The sequence below is a fragment of the Mycobacterium sp. IDUB_9 genome (assembly GCF_055419505.1).
Genome location: NZ_JBVAXU010000004.1, coordinates 161,339 through 183,182 on the forward strand (window position 1 = coordinate 161,339; position 21,844 = coordinate 183,182).

The window sequence follows — 21,844 nt, forward strand, 5'->3', positions numbered from 1 at the left end:
TCTTCTTCACATCGGGGGTGTGAGCGCCTCGGTGATCAGGCCGACGAACTCCGAACACGAGTCGTGTCGCCGGTCCGGTTCCTTGGCCATCGCCCTGGCGATGATCGAGTCTGCCGAGGGTGGAATCCAGTTGCACCGCTGCGATATTCGTGGCGGCCGGCTGTACAGCTGGTGATCGATCAGGGCTATCGCGGTGTCCGCGGAGAACGGCGGTGATCCGGTCAGCAGCTCAACCGTCGTACAGGCCAGCGCGTACTGGTCCGTCGCCGCCACCGGCGTCCGGCCACTGAGTAGCTCGGGTGCCGAATAGGGCAGTGACGCTTGGATATCCGGATGCGGTCGGGGTGCCTGGCGGGTGATGCGCCGGGCCGGGTCGAGGCTCATCCGGACATGCCGGTCCTGGGCCAGCTTGGCGGCCACGTCCGCGGCCATCGAGTGGGCCACCCCGAAGTCGATCAGCACCGCTCTCGAAAAAGGGTCATCGACAAGGATATTGGCGGGTTTGACGTCGCAGTGCACGATGCCGCGACGGTGAGCGAGATCGAGTGCCCCGGCGATCTGGGTCAGCGCGGTGAGCCGCTCGGGGATGCCGGGCAGGTTGTTCACCGTGCCGCCGTCGAGGAACTCCATCGCCAGCCAGCCCGGGCCCGCCGCGTACACCGTGACGATGTGCGGATGGGTGAGCTGACGGGCGAAGTCGAACTCGCGTTGCAGCCGGTCCAGTTGGGCGGGCCGGCGGTGCCGATCATCGAGAATCTTGAGCGCGACGATGGACCCGTCGGGGTCGCGTGCCTGATATACGACGGAGGAGCCGCCGGTCCCCACGACTTTCGCCGCGGTGTATCCCGCTATTTCCACCTCGGGTGAGGGCACCGTCTCAGCCTAAGTTCACCGACAACCGGGGGTGGGCGGCGATAGTGTCGTGGCCGTGTCAGCTTCCGACGGCAGTACCGCGTCCGAGTGGGTTCCCACCGGTTCGGTGACCGTACGCGTCCCCGGCAAGGTGAACCTGTACCTGGCCGTCGGTGATGTGCGCGACGACGGCTACCACGACCTGACCACGGTGTTCCATGCCGTGTCGTTGCTGGATGAGGTGACGGTGCGCAATGCCGACATGCTGTCGCTCACGATCGCGGGTGAGGGCGTGGAGTCGGTGCCCACCGACGAGCGCAACCTGGCCTGGCGCGCGGCCGAACTGCTGGCCGAGCATGTGGGCCGGTCGCCGGACGTGGCGATCAGCCTCGACAAGTCGATTCCGGTGGCCGGTGGCATGGCCGGGGGTAGCGCCGACGCGGCCGCGGTGCTGGTGGCCATGAACACGCTGTGGGAGCTCGGGGTGCCCCGGCGGGATCTGCACGCGTTGGCGGCTCGGCTGGGCAGTGACGTCCCGTTCGCGCTGCACGGCGGCACTGCGCTGGGCACCGGCCGCGGTGAGGAGCTGGCCACGGTGCTGGCCCGCAGCACCTTCCACTGGGTGCTGGCGTTCGCACACAAGGGCCTGTCCACCCCGAAGGTGTTCGGCGAGCTGGATCGGCTGCGCGCAGATGCCTCGACGGGGGGCCCGCCGCGGGCCGAGGAGCCCGAGCCCGTGCTGGCCGCGCTGGCTTCCGGCGATCCGGCCGAACTGGCCGCGCTGCTGGCCAATGACCTGCAGCCGGCCGCGCTGAGCCTGTACCCGGATCTGCGCCGGACATTGCGCGCCGGCGTGGAGGCCGGCGCCTTGGCCGGCATCGTGTCCGGTTCGGGCCCGACGTGTGCGTTCCTGTGCTCGTCGTCGACCTCTGCGGTGGACGTGGGTGCTGAACTTGCCGGGGCCGGTGTGTGTCGGACGGTGCGGGTGGCCAGCGGTCCGGTCAGCGGGGCCCGGGTTGTTCCGGAGCCGTCGACGTCGGCCTGACGGGCGGGTCAGGCCGTCAGGCTGCTCCGCCGTCACCCCGCCGTTTTCGACGCCAGGGTCGCGAACTTTGTGCCGGAACAACCCCTGAGTGGAAAACGGCGCAGTCCAAACTGGCGTCGGCCTGAGAATGTGACGCAGGCCTCAATTAACGCGAGGGTTTGGCAGTTACTTAAGGGTCTCTTAAGATGATCGACGGTGAATGCTAGCGATCTTGCATCGGATGCGACTTGTGCGCCCGCCGTCCACGACGGTGGGTGGTCGCCCAGACGTACACCCGGTTCTGGGGCATCACCTTTTCGAGACATAACTGCTCCCCAATCGTGTGCGCGCGCCTACCCAAAAGCGGTGTACACCGGGCGGAGCATGGATAACCGGGCAACTGCACCTGGCGCACTGTCGTCGGTGCCGGGGCCGCGGAACCCAAGGAGGTCGTCGTGAGCAGATTCACCGAGAAGATGTTCCGCAATGCTCATGAGAGCAAGCGCGGCATGGTGACTGGTGAGCCGCATGAGCCGGTTCGCCACACCTGGGGTGAGGTTCACGAGCGGGCCCGGTGCATCGCGGGCGGTCTGGCCGCCGCGGGCATCGGTCACGGTGACGCCGTCGGCGTGCTGGCCGGCTTCCCCGTCGAGATCGCGCCGACCGCGCAGGGCGTGTGGATGCGCGGCGCGAGCCTGACGATGCTTCACCAGCCGACCCCGCGCACCGACCTGGCGGTGTGGGCCGAGGACACCATGAACGTGATCGGCATGATCGAGGCGGACGCCGTCATCGTCTCCGAGCCGTTCCTGGTTGCCATCCCGGTGCTGGAGGAAAAGGGCATCAAAGTGGTCAAGGTCTCCGACCTGTTGGCCGCCGACCCGATCGACCCGGTGGAAACCGGCGAGGACGATCTGGCGCTGATGCAGCTGACGTCGGGGTCTACCGGATCTCCGAAGGCAGTGCAGATCACGCACCGCAACATCCACTCCAACGCAGAGGCGATGTTCGTCGGCGCGCAGTACGACGTCGACAAGGACGTCATGGTCAGCTGGCTGCCCTGCTTCCATGACATGGGCATGGTCGGCTTCCTGACCATCCCGATGTACTTCGGCGCCGAGCTCGTCAAGGTCACGCCGATGGACTTCCTGCGCGACACCCTGCTGTGGGCCAAGCTCATCGACAAGTACAAGGGCACCATGACCGCGGCGCCCAACTTCGCCTACGCGCTGTTCGCGAAGCGGTTGCGCCGCCAAGCCAAGCCCGGCGATTTCGACCTGTCCACGCTGCGGTTCGCGCTGTCGGGCGCCGAGCCTGTGGAGCCGGCCGACGTCGAGGACCTGCTCGACGCGGGCAAACCGTTCGGTCTGGACCCGCACGCGATCCTGCCGGCCTACGGCATGGCCGAGACGTGCCTGGCGGTGTCGTTCTCTCCGTGCGGCGCCGGCCTGGTGGTCGACGAGGTCGACGCCGATCTGCTGGCCGCGCTGCGTCAAGCCGTGCCCGCCACCAAGGGCAACACCCGCCGGCTGGCATCGCTCGGCCCGCTGCTGCAGGACCTTGAGGCCCGCGTCGTCGACGAGCACGGCGACGTCATGCTGGCCCGCGGTGTCGGCGTCATCGAGCTCCGCGGCGAATCGCTGACGCCCGGCTACCTCACCATGGGCGGCTTTCTGCCGGCTCAGGACGAGCACGGCTGGTACGACACCGGCGACCTCGGCTACATCACCGAAGAGGGCAACGTGATCGTGTGCGGTCGCGTCAAGGACGTGATCATCATGGCCGGGCGCAACATCTACCCGACGGACATTGAACGCGCGGCGGGCCGAGTGGAAGGTGTGCGCCCCGGCTGCGCCGTCGCCGTGCGCCTGGACGCCGGGCACTCGCGGGAGACCTTCGCCGTCGCCGTGGAGTCCAACGCCTGGCAGGATCCGGCCGAGGTACGCCGGATCGAGCACCAGGTGGCCCACGAGGTGGTCTCCGAGGTCGATATGCGTCCGCGCAATGTCGTGGTGCTCGGGCCCGGCAGCATCCCGAAGACCCCGTCGGGCAAGCTGCGTCGCGCCAACTCGGTTTCCCTGGTCACCTAGGTCCTTTTTCACCGCGAGCGTGCGTGTCTGCTGCGCGACATGCCGCTCGCGGGCAGCATTTTGCGCACGCTCGCAGCCTGGGGAGATGAAACCCGTCGGGTTGTGTTCTGCCGCAACGCGACGCGTGCCGACTTCCAATTCGCGCTTCCATTCGCCGTAGAACGACATACCAACATTTGTTGGACCGCAGGTGAACTGAGTGTTACCTGTGTATTCTGACGCCGAAACTAATTTGACGAGAGGACCGGCATGGTCAAATCCCGATGGGTTTCGGCGATCCTCGGCGCGGGCGTTATCGCTGCCGGGATTACCGCGGGCACCGCGTGGGCGGGTGGTCCCGGCGGCTACGTTGAAGACCCCGAAGACATATTTGCGGCCGTTGGCACCGGCGAATTCGTCGACAGTCTGGCTGGTTTCACTGCGACGGGCGACACCAGTGAAGAGGCTTCCGCAGCGGTGATCGCGGCCTGCCAGAGCGCCGGTGGCGTGGAATGCACCGCTGACGAGGTGACCAACGACAACCTCTGCATCGTGTCCGTGGCCAGCCCCAGCAACCATGCGGTGGCCGGTGGAGCAGGGGCGACGGTGGAGGCTGCCCGCCAGGATGCGTTCGACCGGGCGGCGGCAAACAACACCCCGCTCGATGCGGATTCCCACGTCGTTGTATCGGCCTGCCCCTGATGAGCGAGCGCATGCCGGCGCGTTCAGCGCATGACCATTCTGGTATCGCGGTCGTAGCCCGGAAGGGGAAGGACATGATGAAAGGTCGCGGTAAGTTCGCCGTCGTGTTGGTGGGTTTGGCTGCAGCATCGGTGATTTCGGCGCCCATGGCGTCAGCCCGGCCGACCTGTCAGGACACGGCCACCAAGACGATCTGCACGACCAACGGCAGCACGTCCATCAAGGCGAGGCCCGGAACAACGGCGCCGCCTGCCAACATCCCGGTGTTCCCGTGGCTCGGGATGCCCGGCCGTCGCCGCTAGCAATTTTCTCGTAGAACCGAACATCCGTGAGCGGGCGTGTCATTCGTGACGCGCCCGCTCGTGGTTGTCAGGGAGTCGTCGAGCGTGCGATGCGCTCGGCCGCGTCGGCGACCCGGTTCTGCCGAATGACGTAGCCGCGCAACGTCAACAGGACCGCGACCGGCGCCGCCATCATCGACACCACCTCGAGCATGTCCGACATCAGCTGGCCTGCTTGGTATTTGCGCCGTGGTGCGCGTCCATCCGGTTGTACACCTGCCACCAGATCAGCTCGTGGTCCACGGCGGTGAGTTCACCGCGGTCGCGGCGTTCATCGGCCTGCAGGAGTGTCGCCGCGAGCGCGACGAGGCGCTCGCAGGCCACCTGGGATCCCGGATCGTCACATCCGGCCATCGTGGTCGCGCACAGTGTCCGAACTCGGTGGAACGCACCGCCGGACAGGCCGAGTGCGATGGCCCCGGTGGCCAGGAAGACCGCAGTGGACGCGCCGAACGCCGGCCAGGGCGACATCTGCCCGCCCAGCCACAGCTGGCACAACAGCCACACGAGCATGCCCCACAACGGCCAGCCCCGGGCCAACCGCACCAGGCGGCGCTCCGGGGTGCTCAGACCGGGCGGATAGACCACCAGTCGGTAGTAGGTGATGCCGAAACGGCCGGGCCGGACCTGCACGCAGCCCCACTGCCGGGAGCCGTCGAGGAGCGGGGTGAGTAGCCGGATGCCGTCCATATCTCGGGTGTACCCGCTGCGCGCACGGTCGCACCTGGCCTGAACGGTTTCTTTACGACCGGCGGGCGGATCCTTGCACCCTAGGTATAGCTCGCTATACTCAGCACGATGAACCCGAAGCTTTCGCCCCGCCTGGCCGAACATCCGACGGTGCGTGCAGTACGCGCCCGCGCCGATACGGCGGTTCCCGACGTGGTCGATGCGGACTGGCTGCGGCAGTTGTGTCTCGATGCCGGTGCCGACGACGTCGCGTTCGCCAGCGTGGACAACCCCGACCTGGCCTCCGAGCGCGAACACGTCGAAGCAGCGCTGCCAGGGGTGCGCAGTTACATCTCGCTGGTGGTGAAGATGAACCGCGACAACGTGCGCTCGTCCACCCGCAGTGTGGCCAACCAGGAGTTCCACCGCAGCGGCGAGATCATCAACGAGGCCGCCCACCGGATCACCCGGGCGCTGGAGGACGCCGGCCACCGTGCGGTGAACCCGTCGGCAACATTCCCCATGGAGATGGACAGATATCCCGGGCGGATCTGGGTGGTGGCGCACAAGCCGGTCGCGGTGGCTTCGGGACTGGGTGTGATGGGCATCCATCGCAATGTGATCCACCCGAGATTCGGCAACTTCATCTTGCTGGCGACCATCATGGTGGGCACACCCATCAGCAGTTACGGTGAGCCACTGGACTATTCGCCATGTCTGGAATGCAAGCTGTGCGTGGCGGCCTGCCCGGTCGGGGCCATCGGGAAGGACGGCGAGTTCGACTTCGTCGCCTGCTCGGTGCACAACTACCGCGAGTTCATGGGTGGTTTCACCGACTGGGCACAGACCATCGCCGACAGCAGCGACGCCGATGAATTCCGGTCCCGGGTCAGCGATTCGGAAAATGCCTCGATGTGGCAGAGCCTGTCGTTCAAGGCCAACTACAAGGCGGCCTACTGCCTGGCGGTGTGCCCGGCGGGGGAGGACGTGATCGAGCCCTACCTCGATGACCGCAAGGAGTTCATGGACCGGGTGCTCAAACCCTTGCAGGACAAGCGGGAAACGCTGTACGTGCTGCCGAACTCGGCGGCCAAGGCCCACGCCGAGAAGCGGTTTCCGCACAAGTCGGTGAAAGTAGTCGACAGCGGAATCCGGGGGGTCTGACCGGAGGCTGGAATCGAATCATCCTGAGCGCAATGCCGGACCGAGTCGCCCCGCGATGGCTAGTGTTTCGCGACGATGGCGACACAGCAGGATGACTTTCGGCTTTGGGCGTTCGGCGATGCCCACGTCGGAACCGACAAGCAGTTCGGCCGGGAGAGCCTGGCCGACGCTATCCGGCAGTCGGAATTCGGTGGCGCCGAGGGTGGCCCGCCGTTCGACTGGGACCTCGCCGTCGACGTCGGGGACATGTCCGGGGCGCATCACAGCCTGCCCGACGACGCCGAGGGGCAGGAAGTTCGCCGGCAACTCTCCGCAATGCGCAAGCATCGACGCGAGGACGTGTATTCGGTGTGCGGAAATCATGACCGCAGTGGGCTTTCCGAACCCGACGCCTGGTGGTGGCAGAAGTGGATCGACCCGCTGGGCGCGCACACCGAACAGTCCGGCGTCGACGCCGGGGCCCGGCGGTATCCGGTTACCGGGACCTGGGAACGGTACTCGTTCCGGGTGGGCAACCTGCTCTTCCTGATGCTCAGCGACCGCAACGAACCGTCGCAGGATGTGGGCCGGGGCACGCTCGGCGGCAACCCCGGTGGCGTGGTCTCCGCCGAGACATTTCAGTGGTGGGCGAACATGGTTGAGCAGAACCATGATTCGACCATCATCACCGTGCACCACTACGTGCTCAAGGACACCACGGTGGCGTCAGGGGAGTGGGAGGGAGTGCGCCGGGGTCCGGACGGGAAACTCTACGAGCACTACCATCGTCCCTTTCCGGAGGGGACTCCGCAGGGCGCGTCCTACCTGTACTGGGTTGGCGGCAAGCCGGATTCCGGGGCGTTCGAGCGATATCTCACCGAGCATCCGGGTGCGGTGGCGCTGTGGCTGGCCGGGCATACCCACACCAACCCCGACGATTCCCACGGCGGGAAAACCCATATCGAGCAGGCTTGGGGTGGAACCTATTTCATGAACGTGGCGTCACTGAGCCGCCATCACATGCCGATCACGACCCTGCCGATCAGCCGGCTGCTGACGTTTCGCCCAGGCAGCCGGCAGGTGCGGGTGCAGTGCTATCTGCACACCGGCCAGCACGCGCCCCAGGGTTGGTATGCACCGGCGGAGCGCACGCTCACCCTCGACCGGCCGTTCAGTTGGTAGCGGGAGGCGATTCCCCCCGCGTGCAGACATAAAACTGCCCCTTTTCGCATGAAATAGGACAGTTTTGCGTCTGCTCGCGCAGAGGTGGCGACAGGGGGATTACCAGGCGTGGACGGTGTTCTGCGCCGGCTCCAGGCCCTGGGCGATCAACAGCTCGGTGGCATCGGCGGCCTGTTCACAGATCGTCGGCAGCTCGGTGCGTTCGGCGGCGGTGAACGCCTCCAGCACGAACGCGGCCGGGTCCTTACGACCCGGAGGGCGTCCCACCCCGATACGGACCCGCTGAAAGTCCTTGCTGCCCAGGGCTGATGCAATCGAACGCAGCCCGTTGTGGCCGCCCTCGCCGCCGCCGACCTTGAGCCGGATCCGGCCGAAGTCGATGTCGAGCTCGTCGTGGATGACCACGAGCCGGCCCGGCGGCACCGAATAGAACTTGGCCAACGGACCGACCTGACGGCCGGACTCGTTCATGTAGCACCGAGGTTTGGCCAGTATCACCGGGGCTCCTGCGAGCCGGCCGGTGATCACCTCGGCGCCGGACTTCTTGTGCACCTTGAAGGCCGAGCCGATGCGGGTGGCCAGCACATCGGCCACCATGAACCCGACATTGTGCCGGGTCTTGGCGTAGGCGGGCCCGGGATTACCCAGGCCCACCACCAGCAGCGGCTCGGCCATCGAGAGGGTTGCTTACTCGGAGGCTTCGGCAGCCTCGGCCGCCGGCTCCTCGGCCGGGGCCTCGGCAGCCTCGCCGCCGCCTTCGGCCTCGAGGTCCTCGGCGCTCGGGGCCTCGACGATGTTGGCGACCAGCAGTTCGGGGTCCGAAACCAGCGAAACACCGGCTTCCAGGCTGACCTGGCCGGCCAGAATCTGGGTGCCGGCCTCGATGCCCTCGATCGACACGGTGAGGTGCTCGGGGATCGACATCGCGTCGACCTCGATCTCGATGGTGTTGGTCTCCTGGGTGACCAGGGTGCCCGGGACGGCGTCGCCCTCGAGAACCACGGTGACCTCGACGGTGACCTTCTCGCCGCGGCGCACCACGAGCAGGTCGGCGTGCTGGATGTTGCGGCGGATGGGGTGAATGTCCAGGGCCTTGGTCAGCGCGAGCTTCTCGGTGCCTTCGACGTCGAGGGTCAGCACCGCGTTGGTGCCGGCGTGGCGCAGCACGGCGGCGAAGTCGCGGGCGTTGATCTCCAGGTGCTGGGGCTCGGTGCCGTGGCCGTAGAGCACGGTGGGCACCTTGCCGTCGCGGCGGGCCTGGCGCGACGCGCCCTTGCCGGTGCGGGTACGCACGGCGGCGGTCAGCTTGTTGGGGGCGTTCTTGGCCATTTCGTGTTGCTCCTCTATTGCGGTACTGCGGTCAGATCGTCAGCACGGCAGGGTCACAACACTTGAAGTAGTTCCCGCCGATAACGGTGGTCCAAAAGGTCCACCCTCGCCGTGACGCCAGGTCAGGGTAGCAAAGACCGAGGCGCCGCCGAAAATCGGACCGGGAGACCTACAGCGGATACGTGGTCTTGGTGAGCTCTTCGGACAGCTCCCAGAGCGCCTTCTGGGTGTCCACGCGACGGGCCAGCGGGCTGCGCCCGACGGGCTGGCTGGGGCCGAACTGGCCGAACCGCGGCCCGATGAAGCTGTCTCCGGGCAGGTCCTGGGACACGGCGAACAGCGTCTGACGGGCGCCGAACGACGGCTCGCTGGCGAACACCCGGTTGGCGGTCGCCATCATCCGCTCGCCGAACTTGTTTCCCGTCTGACCTTGCAGGTTGGTGGCCGAATAGCCGGGGTGGGCGGCCAGTGCGCGTACCTGCGAGCCCGAGGCCGTCAGCCGGCGCTGCAACTCGGAGGTGAACATCAGGTTGGCCAGCTTGGACTGCCCATAGGCCAGCCACGCCGAGTACGGCCGGGATTTCCAGTTCAGATCGTGCAGGCTGATCTTCCCCATCCAGTGCAGCAACGACGACACCGAGACCACCCGATCGGTGATCTTGGGCAGGAGCAGGTTGGTCAGGGCGAAATGACCCAGGTGATTGGTGCCGATCTGGCTCTCGAAGCCGTCGGCGGTCCGGCTCAGCGGGACCGCCATGATGCCGGCGTTGTTGACCAGCACGTCGACGCTCTCGACGGTGTCGGCGAACTCGTGTACCGAGGCCAGGTCCTGCAAATCGAGCTTGCGTACCTCGACGATGCCACCGGTCATCGTCTCGGCCGCTGCGGTGCCCTTCTCCAGGTTGCGGACCGCAACGGTGACCTTGGCGCCGACGCGGGCGAGCTCACGCGCGGTGACGAGCCCCAGCCCGCTGTTGGCGCCGGTGACGATCACCCTGCGGCCGGAAAACGAGGGCAGGTCGGCGCTGGTCCATCCACTCATGTTGACCACCCTACGGGTGGCTCTCGATCACTTCTTGGCGACGTTGAAGCCCGCGATGATCGATTCGATGTCGGGACCCTGTGCTGCAGCTTCGTCGGCGTAGGTCGTGACGGTCAGCTGGATGAGATAACGCTGCGGGGGCTGCAGCCCGTCGTTGGCGATGATCACGCGGTTGTAGCTCTGCATGCGCTTGTCGTTGAGGTCGTAGCTGCCCTCGATCATCGCCGACGGGAAGCCCTTCCAGTCCGCGGTGGATGCGTTGAGCTGCTTGAAGTTCTGCGACAGCTGAGCGTCGGCGTAGCCGTGGTCCTTCAGGGCCTTGGGCACGTCGAAATCACCGTGCAAGGCGAACGCGAGCATCATCGCGGTGGGGTAGGTGTCACCTTTGGCGATCATCCGGGTACCCGGGGCCAGGTTCGGATTGTTGTACGGATGCCACCCCGGTGGGCTCGGCATGGTCACCGTCAGATGCGGGATCTTCTCGGGCGCGATGGGCTCGCCGACGACACCGGAGTCCTCCAGGTACTGCCAGAGCGGCACCGGCTGATTGTCCGCAGGGGCGGGCGGAGGGGTCGAACTCGTCGTCCAGATCGACTTGTAGTCAGGCGTTTCGGCGCCGCAACCGGTGACCAGCATCGCCAGTGCGCCGGCCGTGGCGAGCAGCCGCTTCACAGAATCTCGCGCACCGAATCGATCGGCCGGGCCAACCGGGTGCCCTTGTCGGTGACGACGAACGGGCGCTCGATCAGGATCGGGTTCGCGGCCATCGCATCGAGCAGTTCGTCGTCGGAGGCATCGGCCAAACCCAGTTCGGCGTACAGGGATTCACGCTTGCGCACGGCCGTGCGGACGTCGATTCCTGCGGCTTTGATCAGCGCGGCGATGTCATCACGCGTCGGCGGCGTCTTCAGATACTGCACAACCTCAGGTTCGATCCCGTTCTCGCGCAACAGATCCAGCGTCTTGCGGGAGGTGGAGCATTTGGGGTTGTGGTAGATGACGGCGGCGGGCCGCCCATCGGATGCAGCCATCTAGGCCGACCCGTCGAACAGTCCGGTGACCGAACCGTTGTCGAACACCGCGCGGATGGTGCTGGCCAGCAGCGGTGCGATGGACAGCACGGTCAGCTGCGGGAACTTCTTGTCGTCGGTGATCGGCAGCGTGTTGGTGACGATCACCTCACGGGCTCCGCAGTCGGCCAGGCGCTGGGCGGCCGGATCGGACAGCACGCCGTGGGTGGCGGCGATGATCACGTCCTTGGCGCCGTCCTCACGCAGCAGCTTGACCGCGCCGGCGATGGTGCCGCCGGTGTCGATCATGTCGTCGGTCAGGATGCAGGTCTTGCCCGCGACCTCGCCGACGACGCGGTTGGCCTTGACCTGGTTGGGCACCAGCGGGTCACGGGTCTTGTGGATGAAGGCCAGCGGGACGCCGCCGAGCGCGTCGGCCCATTTCTCGGCCACGCGCACACGGCCGGAGTCCGGCGACACCACGACCACGTCGGAGTCGGCGTACTTATCGCCGATGTAGCCGCATAGCAGCGACTGCGCCCGCATGTGGTCCACGGGGCCGTCGAAAAAGCCCTGGATCTGGTCGGTGTGCAGGTCGACCGAGACGATGCGGTCGGCGCCCGCGGTCTTGAGCAGGTCGGCGACCAGGCGGGCCGAGATGGGCTCACGGCCGCGGTGCTTCTTGTCCTGACGCGCATAGGGGTAGAACGGCAGGACCGCGGTGATCCGCTTGGCGCTACCCCGCTTGAGTGCGTCGATCATGATGAGCTGTTCCATGAGCCACTGGTTGAGCGGCGCCGGATGACTCTGCAGGACGAACGCGTCGCAGCCGCGTACAGACTCGTCGAACCGGACGAAGATCTCGCCGTTGGCAAAGTCCCGGGCGGTCTGTGCGGTCACCTCGATGTCGAGTTCCTTGGCGACCTGCTCCGCCAGCTCGGGGTGCGCACGCCCCGAGAACAGCATCAGGTTTTTTCGATTGTCGGTCCAGTCCGTGGCCACTATGGCTGCCTTCGCGGTTGGGGATCGATACGGGGCAATCGTACGTAGCGTTTCTGGTGGTTCGTAGCCGGGTTACCAGATTGCCAACACGAAACGTCGGTTCAGTCGTGCTTGCGTCGCAGCCGATAGCCATCAGCATCGAGGATTGCTGCTCGATATTGACCGCAATCCTCGGTACTACCGGTTGTCCACCGGCCGCTGGCTAAGCCTCTTCGTCCTGGGCTTTGCGTGCGGCTTCCGCGGCGGCTGAGCCCGGACGCTTGCGCTCCACCCAGCCCTCGATGGTGCGTTGGGCGTTGTCCGAGACGGCCAGCGCGCCGGGCGGGACGTCGTCGCGCAGCACGGTGCCCGCGCCGGTGTAGGCGCCATCCCCGACGGTGACCGGAGCGATGAACATGGTGTCGGACCCGGTGCGCACATGAGAGCCGACGGTGGTGCGGTTCTTGGTCTCGCCGTCGTAGTTGACGAACACGCTGGACGCGCCGATATTGCTGTGATCGCCGATGTCGGCGTCGCCGACGTAGGTCAGGTGCGGCACCTTGGTGCCGGTGCCGATGGTGGAGTTCTTGGTCTCGACGAACGCGCCGAGCTTGGACTTGGCCCCGAGGACGGTGCCTGGCCGCAGATAGGTGAACGGGCCGACGGTTGCGCCTGCACCGATCACGGCGAGCTGGCCGTGCGTACGCACCACCGATGCGCCGTCCCCCACCTCGACGTCATTCAGCGTGGAGTCCGGACCGATCTCACAGCCGGCGCCGATCTCGGTGGTGCCGAGAAGTTGGGTGCCGGGGCGGACGACGGTGTCGCGGCCGATGGTCACGTCGACGTCGATCCAGGTGGTGGCCGGGTCGACGATCGTGACGCCGGCACGCTGGTGATCGGCCACGATCCGCCGGTTTAGTTCGGCACCGAGATCGGCGAGCTGCACCCGGTCGTTGACGCCGGCGACCAGCGCGCTGTCGTCGACGTGCATGGCCCGCACGGTCCGGCCGTCCTGGCGCACGATCGCGATCACGTCGGTGAGGTACAGCTCCTGCTGTGCGTTGTTCGAGCTCAACCGGCTCAGCGCCGAGCGCAGGTCCGCGATGTCGAAGGCGTACACCCCGGCGTTGACCTCGCGGATGGCCCGCTGCGATTCGGTGGCGTCGGCCTGCTCGACGATGCCGATGACTTCGTTGTCCTGGGTGCGCAGGATGCGGCCGTAACCCGTGGGGTCGGGCACGGTGGTGGTGAGCACCGTGGCGGCGGCCGTCGCAGCGCTGTGCGTTTCGATGAGACCGGCCAGGGTGGCGGCGTCGAGCAGTGGGACATCTCCGGAGGTCACCACGACCGTGCCGGCGAATTCGTCGGGTAGTGAGCTCAGGCCGCAGGCCACGGCGTGTCCGGTGCCCAGCTGCTGGTCTTGGATGGCGACGTCGATGGTGCGGCCCAGCTTGTCGGCGAGTTCGCCGACGGCGGGTGCGATGCGTTCACGGTCGTGGCCGAGGACGACCACCAGATGTTGGGCGGCGGCGTTGGCCACGGTGTGTACCGCGTGGCTGAGCATGCTGCGGCCCGCCAGCGTGTGCAGCACCTTCGGGGTGTCCGAGCGCATTCGGGTCCCGGCCCCTGCTGCCAGTACGACGACTGCGGCCTGGGTGGTCGACACAGGTGCCCCTCTCTCCGCGTCCATTCCGCGAACGTTCGCGTCTGCTCGAGACACGCCGTCGCAAGCGCGCATTTTGCGCACGCTCGCCATCACCGATTGCTCCGTCGCCAGGACTCGAACCTGAACTATCTGAACCAAAATCAGAGGTGCTGCCGATTACACCACGACGGAATGTCCGGGAGAGACTCTAGTCGAACGGTCTAGCCTGATATACGTGGCAGCACCCGAGAAGGAAGTGCGGGCCCCCCGGGCCCGGATGACCGGCAGCGAACGACGACAACAGCTCATCGAGATCGCCAAGTCGCTGTTTGCCGAACGGGGATATGAGGGCACCTCCATCGAGGAGATCGCCCAGCGCGCCAACGTCTCCAAACCGGTGGTCTACGAGCACTTCGGCGGCAAGGAAGGCCTGTACGCCGTCGTCGTCGACCGGGAGATGTCGGCCCTACTGGACGGCATCACCTCGTCGCTGACCAACAACCGGTCGCGGGTGCGGGTCGAACGGGTGGCGTTGGCCCTGCTGACCTATGTCGAGGAACGCACCGACGGCTTTCGGATCCTGATCCGGGACTCGCCGGCCGCGATCACCTCGGGCACGTATTCGACGTTGCTCAACGATGCGGTCAATCAGGTCTCGTCGATACTGGCCGGGGACTTCTCCCGACGCGGGCTCGACCCCGACTTGGCGCCGCTTTATGCCCAGGCACTGGTCGGTTCGGTGTCGATGACGGCGCAGTGGTGGCTCGACGTGCGCGAGCCCAAGAAAGAAGTGGTGGCCGCCCATGTGGTCAACCTGATGTGGAACGGCCTGACCCACCTGGAGTCCGATCCGGTCCTGCACGACGAGTAGGTCAACTGCAACCCATGGGTTGCAGCATCGGGTGGTTATGTGCAACCCTTGGGTTGCAACAATCCCGTCAGGAAGGAACACCCACATGACCACCGACTACGACCGCATCGAGCGCGAGATCACCATCGACGCACCGGCACAACGCGTCTGGGACCTGGTGAGCGAACCAGGTTGGTACATCAACGAAGAACGGATCACCGAACACCGCATCGAGCGTGACGGCGACGTCGCCATCGTCACCGACCCCACGCATGGCAGGTTCGCGTTGCGAACCGTGACACTCGACGAGCCGCGCTATGCGGCGTTCCGGTGGCACATCGACGCCGATGACCTCGACAGCTCATCCACCCTCGTGGAGTTCTGGATCACCCCGGCATCGTCCGGCGTGGTGCTGCGGGTCGTCGAGAGCGGGTTCGCCTCGCTCGACGAGCCCGAGGCCAACCGCCGCTCCCGGTTCGACGATCACAGTGGAGGCTGGTCCGTCGAGCTGGGCATCGCCCAGAAGCATCTGGTGGGGGCCGCCGCCGATGCATGAAAATGCCTCGCCGGTACAGGTTTTCGCTGCGCTTGCCGACGACAGCCGGTGGCAGGTTCTGGTTGCCCTCGGCCGTCGGCCCGCGTCTGCGTCGTCCCTGGCCGAGGAACTCCCGATCAGCCGCCAGGCCATCGCCAAACATCTGAAAGTGCTCACCGATGTCGGCCTGGTGGCGGCCACCCGGGTCGGGAGAGAGATCAGGTACGAGGCGGTGGGGGCTCGGCTCAGTGAGGTGGCGCGGCGGCTCGACGGCATCGCCGCGGGTTGGGAACGCCGGCTTGCCAGGATCAAGGACGCTGTGGAGCGGGAAAGCTGACGGTCCGTCAGCCCACATCCCGCGATAGGAGGTCCGCCGTCGTCTCCCGCCGCACCAACACCCGTGACGTGCCGTCGCGCACCGCCACCACGGGTGGGCGGCCCACCATGTTGTAGGTCGAGGCCATGCTGTGTTGGTAGGCCCCGGTGCAGGCGACGGCCAGCAGGTCGCCGGCGTGGATATCGGCGGGCAGTTCGACGTCGTGGACGATCTCGTCGCCCGCCTCGCAGTGCCGGCCCACCACCGTGGCCACCATCGTCGGCCCCAGCGCGTGACGATTCGCCACGGCCACAGTGTATTTCGCGCCGTAGAGCGATACCCGCGGGTTGTCGCTCATACCGCCGTCGACCGCGACGAAGGTGCGGCCGCCGGGCTGGGACTTCACGCCGTGTACCCGGTACAGCGTCACCCCGGCCCGGGCGCTGATGGCCCGGCCGGGTTCGACGACCAGACGCGGCCGTGGAAACCGCTCCGCAGCGCACGCTGTGGTCAGTGCGTCGTCGACGACGGCGGCGAACGCGCCGGTGTCGAGGGCTGCGTCCCCACGGACATACGGAACCCCGTGCCCGCCACCGATGTTGAGCTCGGTCAGCAACACGCCGTGTTCAGCGCGGATGTCGGCCATCGCGCCGATCAACCGGTGCACAGCCTCGCCGTAGGGGGCGGGATCGGTGATCTGCGAACCGATATGGCAGTGCAGCCCAACCAGATCGAGGTTGGGGGTGGCCAGAATGCGGGCGGCGGCGCGGGCGGCCCGGCGATCGGCCAGCGCGAAGCCGAACTTCTGATCGGTCACACCCGTGGTGACCGCTCGATGCCCGTGGATGTCGATGTCGGGGGTGACCCGGATCAGCACCTGCTGGGGCCGGCGCACCAGCCCGGCCAGGTAGGTGATCTCCATCGGGCAGTCGATCACGATCCGGCCCACCCCGACGTCGATCGCATCACGCAGCTCGTCGCACGACTTCGCGTTGCCGTGCAGCGCGATGCGCTTCGGGTCGACGCCGCCGGCCAAAGCCGTCGCCAGCTCGACTGCCGAACACACATCCACCCCCAGGCCTTCCTCGGCAGCCCAGCGTGCGACCGCCGTGGTCAACAGCGACTTTCCGGCGTAGACCACCTCGGTTTGGCCGAGGGCGGCCCGGTAGCGCCGGGCACGGGTCCGAAAATCGGTCTCGTCCAGCACATAGGCCGGGGTGCGGTACTCGTCGGCGATGTCGGTCAAGGCCACCCGGCCGACGGTGATCCGGCCCTGCTCGTCGACGCCGGTGGTCAGCGGCCAGATGTTCGGGTCGAGCCGCGGTCGGGTGGCGCCGCGAAGTGAAGGCAGGATGTCCAGCAGGGTCATGACTTCAACGTGGACCGCGGCGGCTGGGCTGTCAGCGGGCTTGACGATCCCTTGACGCCGGCGGGTTCAATCTTGACGGTCTCAGGCCTAACTCCGGCCGAACGACCGCGTCTCTGTGCTGGTGGCGATGAACCCGTTGCCCTTGACGGGGTCGGCCATCCGGCAGGCCAGCCGGATGTCGTCGGTGTGGACGCACGTGGCGTTGCCCGCCTCGAACCGTTGGCCGGCGGGCAGCATCGGCGCCTCGTCCTCGGTGAGGCCGTCGACCGGGCTGAGTGGCGTGTCGGTGTGGGTGAAGGTCATCGGAATCGCGCCGTTGGTGGTGCCGTAACTGAACAGGTGCGCCAGGTTGGCATCGTTGGGCGCACCGACGAAGGGCCCACGGCAGTCCAGGGCGTACATCGCGCGGTGCTGGGTGGTCATGCAGACGAAGCCGTCGGGGGTGCGGAACCCCTGAACCGGAAATCCCTGGCCCTCGCGCAGGACGTACTGCGCCGGATCGACGGCGGGGTAGGCGGCGAAGTCGGGGATACCGTCCGGTCCTAGGTGCGTCGGTATGGCCTCGTGGGTGGACTGCGATGTCTCCCGATTGGTCAGCCAGATCATCGCGAGCGCCACCGTCAGCACCACCGCGAGCGCCGCCGCCCAACGCTTCATCGGTCCATGATCGCCCCGCAGAGATCGGGGCGGAGCCGAATTCCCCGCCCCGTAGAATGGCCCTCATCATGACCGCACCGGGGCACAACCATGTCCAGACCCCGATCGCGGGTCTCGTCGAGCTGGCATTGACCGATCCGTCCCTGCAGGACGTGCTTCGCCGCGCCGCCGACCGGCCCGTCGATCTCTCGCTCGTCGGGCCGCCCAGCGCCCGCGTGCTGGTGGCTGCCGGACTGGCCCAGCAGGGCCCGTTGCTGGTGGTCGCCGCCACCGGCCGCGAGGCCGACGATCTGACCGCCGAGCTGCGCGGCGTGCTCGGCGATGCGGTCGCGCTGTTCCCGTCCTGGGAGACGCTGCCGCACGAGCGGTTGTCCCCAGGTGTCGAGACGGTGGCCGCCCGGTTGTTGCTGTTGCGCCGGCTGGCCCACCCGGAGGACGAGCTGCTCGGCCCGCCGCTTCGGGTGATCGTCACCACCACGCGTTCGCTGCTGCAGCCGATGGCCCCCGATGTGGTGAGTACCGAACCGGTCACTCTCACCGTCGGTGCGGAGGCCGAGTTCCAGAGCGTCGTCGCCAACCTGGTCGACCTGGCCTACACCCGCGTCGACATGGTCGGCAAACGCGGGGAGTTCGCCGTGCGCGGTGGCATCCTCGACATCTTCCCGCCCACGGCCGAGCATCCGGTCCGCGTCGAGTTCTGGGGCGACGAGATCTCCGAGATGCGGATGTTCTCGATCGCCGATCAGCGTTCGATCCCCGAGATCCCGGTGCAGAACGTGGTTGCCGTGCCGTGCCGCGAACTGTTGATGACCCCCGATGTGCGCGAGCGTGCCGCGGTGCTCGCCCAGGAGCACCCCACCCACGAGAACAGCGTGCCGGGCAGCGTGCCCGACATGCTGGCCAAGCTCGCCGAGGGCATTCCGGTCGACGGGATGGAGGCGCTGCTGCCGCTGCTGCATCCGGTGCAGCCCACGACGCTGACGCACCATCTGCCCGAGGGCGCCCCGGTGCTGCTGTGCGACCCGGAGAAGGTGCGGACCCGGGCCGCCGATCTGATCAAGACCGGGCGGGAGTTCCTGGAGGCCTCCTGGTCGGTGGCCGCGGTCGGTGGCGATGCGCCGATCGACGTCGAGGCGCTGGGCGCATCCGGATTCGTCCCGTTCGAGCAGGCGCACCAGGACGCCGTCGCCGGTGGTCACCCGTGGTGGACGCTGAGCCAGCTGCCTGACGGCAAGGCCAGCGAGCTCGATCTGCGGCAGTCTCCGTCGGCCCGCAGTCAGCAGAGTCTCGAAGAGATCTTCGCGATGCTGCGGGCTCACGTGGCCACCGGCGGGTATGCCGCGGTGGTCACCCCGGGTACCGGTACCGCCCACCGCGTGGTGGAGCAGCTCGGCGAATCCGATACGCCCGCAGCGATGTTGGAACCCGGAGCGGCCCCCAAGCCCGGCGTGGTCGGGGTGCTGAAGGGGCCCCTGCACGAGGGCGTGATCCTGCCCGGGGCGAACCTCGTCATCATCACCGAGACGGACCTGACCGGCAACCGGGTGACGGCCTCGGAAGGCAAAAGGCTTGCGGCCAAACGCCGCAACGTCGTCGATCCGTTGGCGCTGACCGCCGGGGATCTGGTGGTCCACGATCAGCACGGCATCGGCAAATTCGTCGAGATGACCGAACGGGTGGTCGGCGGCGCCCGCCGCGAATACCTGGTGCTGGAGTACGCATCCTCGAAACGCGGTGGCGGATCGGATCGGTTGTATGTGCCGATGGATTCGCTGGATCAGCTGTCGCGTTATGTCGGTGGCGAGGCGCCATCGCTGTCCAAACTCGGCGGCAGCGACTGGGCCAACACGAAAACCAAGGCGCGCAAGGCCGTTCGTGAGATCGCCAGTGAGCTGGTCGCGCTGTACGCCAAGCGACAGTCCGCACCGGGTCACGCGTTCGGCCCCGACACTCCGTGGCAGAACGAGATGGAGGATGCGTTCGGCTTCACCGAGACCATTGACCAGATGACCGCGATCACCGAGGTCAAATCCGATATGGAGAAGCCGGTTCCGATGGACCGGGTGATCTGTGGCGACGTGGGTTACGGCAAGACCGAGATCGCGGTGCGGGCGGCATTCAAGGCCGTGCAGGACGGTAAGCAGGTCGCGGTTCTGGTGCCGACGACGCTGCTGGCCGACCAGCATCTGCAGACCTTCACCAACCGGATGGCGGGTTTCCCGGTGACGGTCAAGGGGCTGTCGCGGTTCACCGATCCGGCCGAGTCACGGGCCACCCTGGAGGGGATGGCCGACGGATCGGTCGACGTGGTGATCGGGACGCACCGGCTGTTGCAGACGGGTGTGACCTGGAAAGACCTGGGCCTCATCATCGTTGACGAGGAGCAGCGGTTCGGCGTCGAACACAAAGAACACATCAAGTCGATGCGCACCCACGTCGACGTGCTCACCATGAGCGCCACGCCGATCCCGCGCACCCTGGAGATGAGCCTGGCCGGCATCCGCGAGATGTCGACGATTCTCACCCCGCCCGAGGAGCGCTATCCGGTGCTGACCTACGTCGGCCCGCAGGACGACAAGCAGGTGGCCGCGGCGTTGCGGCGTGAGCTGCTGCGGGACGGGCAGGTCTTCTACATCCACAACCGGGTACGCACCATTGACCAGGCTGCGGCGCGCATTCGTCAAATGGTGCCCGAAGCCCGGGTCGTCGTCGCCCATGGACAGATGAACGAGGAGACGCTGGAGAAGACCGTCGAGGGCTTCTGGAACCGTGAATACGACATCCTGGTGTGCACCACGATCGTCGAGACCGGCCTGGACATCTCCAACGCCAACACGCTGATCGTCGAACGAGCCGACACCTTCGGGTTGTCGCAGCTCCATCAGCTGCGTGGCCGGGTGGGCCGCAGCCGCGAACGCGGATACGCTTACATGCTCTACCCGCCCAATTCCCCGCTGACCGAGACCGCCTACGACCGGTTGGCCACCATCGCCCAGAACAATGAGCTGGGTGCCGGTATGGCCGTGGCGATGAAGGACCTGGAGATCCGCGGCGCGGGCAACGTACTGGGCGCCGAGCAGTCCGGTCACGTGGCCGGGGTGGGTTTCGATCTCTATGTGCGTTTGGTCGGCGAAGCGGTGGAGGCCTACCGGGCTGCGGCTGACGGGAAAACCGTTGCCACAGCAGAGGAACCGAAAGAGGTGCGGGTCGATCTGCCGGTCGATGCGCACCTGCCGCCGGAGTACATCGGCAGTGACCGGTTGCGGTTGGAGGGTTACCGACGGCTGGCCGCGGCCACCGATTCCGGTGCCGTCGACTCGGTGGTTGAAGAACTGGTCGACCGCTACGGCCCCCTGCCCGAGCCGGCGCGGCGCCTGGTCGCGGTCGCGCGGCTGCGGCTGTTGTGCCGGGAGTACGGCATCACCGAGATCGGCGCGGTGTCGGCGTCGACCATCAAGCTGTCACCGGTGGTGCTTCCCGATTCCGCGCAGTTGCGGCTCAAGCGGATGTACCCGGGCGCGCACTATCGGGCCACCACCTCGGTGGTCCAGGTGCCCATCCCGCGTGAAAGTGACGGCATCGGCTCGCCCCGGATCCGCGACCTCGACATTGTCCGAATGGTGGCCGGTCTGGTGCTGGTGATCAACGGACAGACCGAGGGCAGCGTCGACATCACCGCGAATCTGTAATTTTTTTCTTCGGGCTGATCGCCTGGTGACACCGCATTTTTGGACAGTCACGCCGGCTGAATCGTCCAACCGCTGTTAACGCCTCGGTGCGCAGGTCCGACATATATGCGGGGGGTCAAGATATTGCATGGTCGTCTGTGCAAGAGGCGGCAAATCGTCGGCCAAAGGGCGGACATGCAATTTCCCAAACCGAACATCACGCGACTGCCGTCTATTGGCGACTCGTCGTGGTGACGCAAGGCGAAGGAGTGACCATGAACTACAAGAAGTTGGCAGCAACCACAACGATGGCCGGTGCACTGGGACTGGGCGCGTTGGGCCTGGGTACAGGCCTCGCGCAGGCCGTTCCAACTGTGCCCCCGCCGCCTCCGGTGCCCGGGCCGGCGGTACCCAACATGGGTACGCCGAATGTGAACGTGCCGGGCGTGAATGTTCC

General features: G+C 66.9%; 22 protein-coding genes, 1 tRNA gene and 1 pseudogene. 11 read left to right on the plus strand and 13 right to left on the minus strand.

What is annotated here, in order from left to right:
- Positions 1 to 6: 6 nt before the first annotated feature.
- Entirely contained in the window at positions 7 to 873 is an 867-nt protein-coding gene (locus tag ACZY08_RS18820) for a serine/threonine-protein kinase (protein ID WP_463746144.1), read from the minus strand.
- A 55-nt stretch (positions 874 to 928) separates the two neighbouring features.
- Here ACZY08_RS18820 and ACZY08_RS18825 point away from each other — a divergent pair, with 55 nt between their 5' ends.
- The 4 genes from ACZY08_RS18825 (at position 929) to ACZY08_RS18840 (ending at position 4,949) form a co-directional block, all read left to right on the plus strand.
- On the plus strand, positions 929 to 1,897 hold the full coding sequence (locus ACZY08_RS18825) for a 4-(cytidine 5'-diphospho)-2-C-methyl-D-erythritol kinase (protein ID WP_463746145.1): 969 nt from the start codon (positions 929 to 931) through the stop codon (positions 1,895 to 1,897).
- Positions 1,898 to 2,331: 434 nt separating this feature from the next.
- Positions 2,332 to 3,966, plus strand: coding sequence for a fatty acyl-AMP ligase (locus ACZY08_RS18830; RefSeq protein ID WP_463746146.1), 1,635 nt, complete (start codon positions 2,332 to 2,334; stop codon positions 3,964 to 3,966).
- A gap of 249 nt (positions 3,967 to 4,215) precedes the next feature.
- On the plus strand, positions 4,216 to 4,647 hold the full coding sequence (locus ACZY08_RS18835) for a DUF4189 domain-containing protein (protein WP_463746147.1): 432 nt from the start codon (positions 4,216 to 4,218) through the stop codon (positions 4,645 to 4,647).
- 74 nt (positions 4,648 to 4,721) lie between these two features.
- On the plus strand, positions 4,722 to 4,949 hold the full coding sequence (locus ACZY08_RS18840; protein WP_463746148.1) for a hypothetical protein: 228 nt from the start codon (positions 4,722 to 4,724) through the stop codon (positions 4,947 to 4,949).
- A gap of 67 nt (positions 4,950 to 5,016) precedes the next feature.
- Here the strand turns inward: ACZY08_RS18840 and ACZY08_RS18845 are convergent, their stop codons facing one another.
- Positions 5,017 to 5,151 carry a hypothetical protein gene (locus tag ACZY08_RS18845; RefSeq protein ID WP_463746149.1) on the minus strand — a complete coding sequence of 45 codons (135 nt, stop codon included), beginning with the start codon at positions 5,149 to 5,151 and terminating at the stop codon, positions 5,017 to 5,019.
- The gene (locus ACZY08_RS18850) at positions 5,151 to 5,678 is read right to left on the minus strand and encodes a DUF6611 family protein (RefSeq protein WP_463746150.1); all 528 of its coding nucleotides are present in this window, start codon (positions 5,676 to 5,678) and stop codon (positions 5,151 to 5,153) included. Before ACZY08_RS18850 ends, ACZY08_RS18845 begins: the two co-directional genes overlap by 1 nt.
- 108 nt (positions 5,679 to 5,786) lie before the next feature.
- Between ACZY08_RS18850 and ACZY08_RS18855 the strand changes: the two genes are divergently transcribed.
- On the plus strand, positions 5,787 to 6,821 hold the full coding sequence (locus ACZY08_RS18855; RefSeq protein WP_463746151.1) for a 4Fe-4S binding protein: 1,035 nt from the start codon (positions 5,787 to 5,789) through the stop codon (positions 6,819 to 6,821).
- Between the two features lie 75 nt (positions 6,822 to 6,896).
- Positions 6,897 to 7,982, plus strand: coding sequence for a metallophosphoesterase (locus ACZY08_RS18860; RefSeq protein ID WP_463746152.1), 1,086 nt, complete (start codon positions 6,897 to 6,899; stop codon positions 7,980 to 7,982).
- A gap of 99 nt (positions 7,983 to 8,081) precedes the next feature.
- On the opposite strand, the gene pth is transcribed toward ACZY08_RS18860, so the two are convergent.
- The 8 genes from pth to ACZY08_RS18900 form a co-directional block, all read right to left on the minus strand.
- The gene (gene pth, locus ACZY08_RS18865) at positions 8,082 to 8,657 is read right to left on the minus strand and encodes an aminoacyl-tRNA hydrolase (protein ID WP_463746153.1); all 576 of its coding nucleotides are present in this window, start codon (positions 8,655 to 8,657) and stop codon (positions 8,082 to 8,084) included.
- Between the two features lie 12 nt (positions 8,658 to 8,669).
- On the minus strand, positions 8,670 to 9,311 hold the full coding sequence (locus ACZY08_RS18870; RefSeq protein ID WP_463746154.1) for a 50S ribosomal protein L25/general stress protein Ctc: 642 nt from the start codon (positions 9,309 to 9,311) through the stop codon (positions 8,670 to 8,672).
- A gap of 169 nt (positions 9,312 to 9,480) precedes the next feature.
- Positions 9,481 to 10,353, minus strand: coding sequence for an oxidoreductase (locus ACZY08_RS18875; RefSeq protein ID WP_463746155.1), 873 nt, complete (start codon positions 10,351 to 10,353; stop codon positions 9,481 to 9,483).
- Positions 10,354 to 10,380: 27 nt separating this feature from the next.
- On the minus strand, positions 10,381 to 10,989 hold the full coding sequence (locus tag ACZY08_RS18880) for an LpqN/LpqT family lipoprotein (RefSeq protein WP_463746560.1): 609 nt from the start codon (positions 10,987 to 10,989) through the stop codon (positions 10,381 to 10,383).
- A 32-nt stretch (positions 10,990 to 11,021) separates the two neighbouring features.
- On the minus strand, positions 11,022 to 11,384 hold the full coding sequence (gene arsC / locus ACZY08_RS18885) for an arsenate reductase (glutaredoxin) (RefSeq protein WP_463746156.1): 363 nt from the start codon (positions 11,382 to 11,384) through the stop codon (positions 11,022 to 11,024).
- Complete coding sequence (locus tag ACZY08_RS18890; protein WP_463746157.1) at positions 11,385 to 12,365, minus strand: ribose-phosphate diphosphokinase; 981 nt, start codon at positions 12,363 to 12,365, stop codon at positions 11,385 to 11,387. It abuts the gene before it with no gap.
- Positions 12,366 to 12,567: 202 nt separating this feature from the next.
- Positions 12,568 to 14,013, minus strand: coding sequence for a bifunctional UDP-N-acetylglucosamine diphosphorylase/glucosamine-1-phosphate N-acetyltransferase GlmU (gene glmU, locus ACZY08_RS18895; RefSeq protein WP_463746158.1), 1,446 nt, complete (start codon positions 14,011 to 14,013; stop codon positions 12,568 to 12,570).
- A 99-nt stretch (positions 14,014 to 14,112) separates the two neighbouring features.
- Positions 14,113 to 14,184, minus strand: a tRNA-Gln gene (locus tag ACZY08_RS18900).
- Positions 14,185 to 14,269: 85 nt separating this feature from the next.
- On the opposite strand from ACZY08_RS18900, the gene ACZY08_RS18905 reads away from it, so the two are divergent.
- The 3 genes from ACZY08_RS18905 to ACZY08_RS18915 all read left to right on the plus strand — a co-directional run bounded on the left by ACZY08_RS18905 (position 14,270) and on the right by ACZY08_RS18915 (position 15,714).
- Positions 14,270 to 14,863, plus strand: a complete 594-nt coding sequence (locus ACZY08_RS18905) for a TetR/AcrR family transcriptional regulator (RefSeq protein ID WP_463746561.1) — start codon at positions 14,270 to 14,272, stop codon at positions 14,861 to 14,863.
- An 85-nt stretch (positions 14,864 to 14,948) separates the two neighbouring features.
- Complete coding sequence (locus ACZY08_RS18910; protein ID WP_463746159.1) at positions 14,949 to 15,398, plus strand: SRPBCC domain-containing protein; 450 nt, start codon at positions 14,949 to 14,951, stop codon at positions 15,396 to 15,398.
- Positions 15,391 to 15,714: an ArsR/SmtB family transcription factor gene (locus ACZY08_RS18915; RefSeq protein ID WP_463746160.1), complete on the plus strand. Its 324-nt coding sequence runs from the start codon at positions 15,391 to 15,393 to the stop codon at positions 15,712 to 15,714. Before ACZY08_RS18910 ends, ACZY08_RS18915 begins: the two co-directional genes overlap by 8 nt.
- A gap of 7 nt (positions 15,715 to 15,721) precedes the next feature.
- Here ACZY08_RS18915 and lysA read toward each other — a convergent pair whose 3' ends face one another.
- Together lysA and ACZY08_RS18925 are read right to left on the minus strand one after the other, a co-directional pair.
- Entirely contained in the window at positions 15,722 to 17,062 is a 1,341-nt protein-coding gene (gene lysA / locus ACZY08_RS18920) for a diaminopimelate decarboxylase (RefSeq protein WP_463746161.1), read from the minus strand.
- Between the two features lie 87 nt (positions 17,063 to 17,149).
- Positions 17,150 to 17,719: a hypothetical protein gene (locus tag ACZY08_RS18925; RefSeq protein WP_463746162.1), complete on the minus strand. Its 570-nt coding sequence runs from the start codon at positions 17,717 to 17,719 to the stop codon at positions 17,150 to 17,152.
- A gap of 68 nt (positions 17,720 to 17,787) precedes the next feature.
- Between ACZY08_RS18925 and mfd the strand changes: the two genes are divergently transcribed.
- A complete protein-coding gene (gene mfd / locus ACZY08_RS18930; protein WP_463746163.1) occupies positions 17,788 to 21,408 on the plus strand; it encodes a transcription-repair coupling factor in 3,621 nt (1,206 codons plus the stop codon).
- A 254-nt stretch (positions 21,409 to 21,662) separates the two neighbouring features.
- A pseudogene (locus tag ACZY08_RS18935) lies at positions 21,663 to 21,844 on the plus strand (hypothetical protein); the annotation flags it as partial.

What these genes read in the sequence shown, in the direction of transcription:
- ACZY08_RS18905 (WP_463746561.1), top strand. Translation starts at nt 14,270, where the DNA reads ATGACCGGCAGCGAACGACGACAACAGCTCATCGAGATCGCCAAGTCG.
- ACZY08_RS18925 (WP_463746162.1), bottom strand. Translation starts at nt 17,719, where the DNA reads ATGAAGCGTTGGGCGGCGGCGCTCGCGGTGGTGCTGACGGTGGCGCTC.
- ACZY08_RS18845 (WP_463746149.1), bottom strand. Translation starts at nt 5,151, where the DNA reads ATGTCGGACATGCTCGAGGTGGTGTCGATGATGGCGGCGCCGGTCGCG.
- ACZY08_RS18850 (WP_463746150.1), bottom strand. Translation starts at nt 5,678, where the DNA reads ATGGACGGCATCCGGCTACTCACCCCGCTCCTCGACGGCTCCCGGCAG.
- ACZY08_RS18835 (WP_463746147.1), top strand. Translation starts at nt 4,216, where the DNA reads ATGGTCAAATCCCGATGGGTTTCGGCGATCCTCGGCGCGGGCGTTATC.
- mfd (WP_463746163.1), top strand. Translation starts at nt 17,788, where the DNA reads ATGACCGCACCGGGGCACAACCATGTCCAGACCCCGATCGCGGGTCTC.
- ACZY08_RS18880 (WP_463746560.1), bottom strand. Translation starts at nt 10,989, where the DNA reads ATGCTGGTCACCGGTTGCGGCGCCGAAACGCCTGACTACAAGTCGATC.
- ACZY08_RS18860 (WP_463746152.1), top strand. Translation starts at nt 6,897, where the DNA reads ATGGCGACACAGCAGGATGACTTTCGGCTTTGGGCGTTCGGCGATGCC.
- ACZY08_RS18870 (WP_463746154.1), bottom strand. Translation starts at nt 9,311, where the DNA reads ATGGCCAAGAACGCCCCCAACAAGCTGACCGCCGCCGTGCGTACCCGC.
- pth (WP_463746153.1), bottom strand. Translation starts at nt 8,657, where the DNA reads ATGGCCGAGCCGCTGCTGGTGGTGGGCCTGGGTAATCCCGGGCCCGCC.
- ACZY08_RS18840 (WP_463746148.1), top strand. Translation starts at nt 4,722, where the DNA reads ATGATGAAAGGTCGCGGTAAGTTCGCCGTCGTGTTGGTGGGTTTGGCT.
- ACZY08_RS18915 (WP_463746160.1), top strand. Translation starts at nt 15,391, where the DNA reads ATGCATGAAAATGCCTCGCCGGTACAGGTTTTCGCTGCGCTTGCCGAC.
- lysA (WP_463746161.1), bottom strand. Translation starts at nt 17,062, where the DNA reads ATGACCCTGCTGGACATCCTGCCTTCACTTCGCGGCGCCACCCGACCG.
- ACZY08_RS18855 (WP_463746151.1), top strand. Translation starts at nt 5,787, where the DNA reads ATGAACCCGAAGCTTTCGCCCCGCCTGGCCGAACATCCGACGGTGCGT.
- ACZY08_RS18910 (WP_463746159.1), top strand. Translation starts at nt 14,949, where the DNA reads ATGACCACCGACTACGACCGCATCGAGCGCGAGATCACCATCGACGCA.
- ACZY08_RS18875 (WP_463746155.1), bottom strand. Translation starts at nt 10,353, where the DNA reads ATGAGTGGATGGACCAGCGCCGACCTGCCCTCGTTTTCCGGCCGCAGG.
- arsC (WP_463746156.1), bottom strand. Translation starts at nt 11,384, where the DNA reads ATGGCTGCATCCGATGGGCGGCCCGCCGCCGTCATCTACCACAACCCC.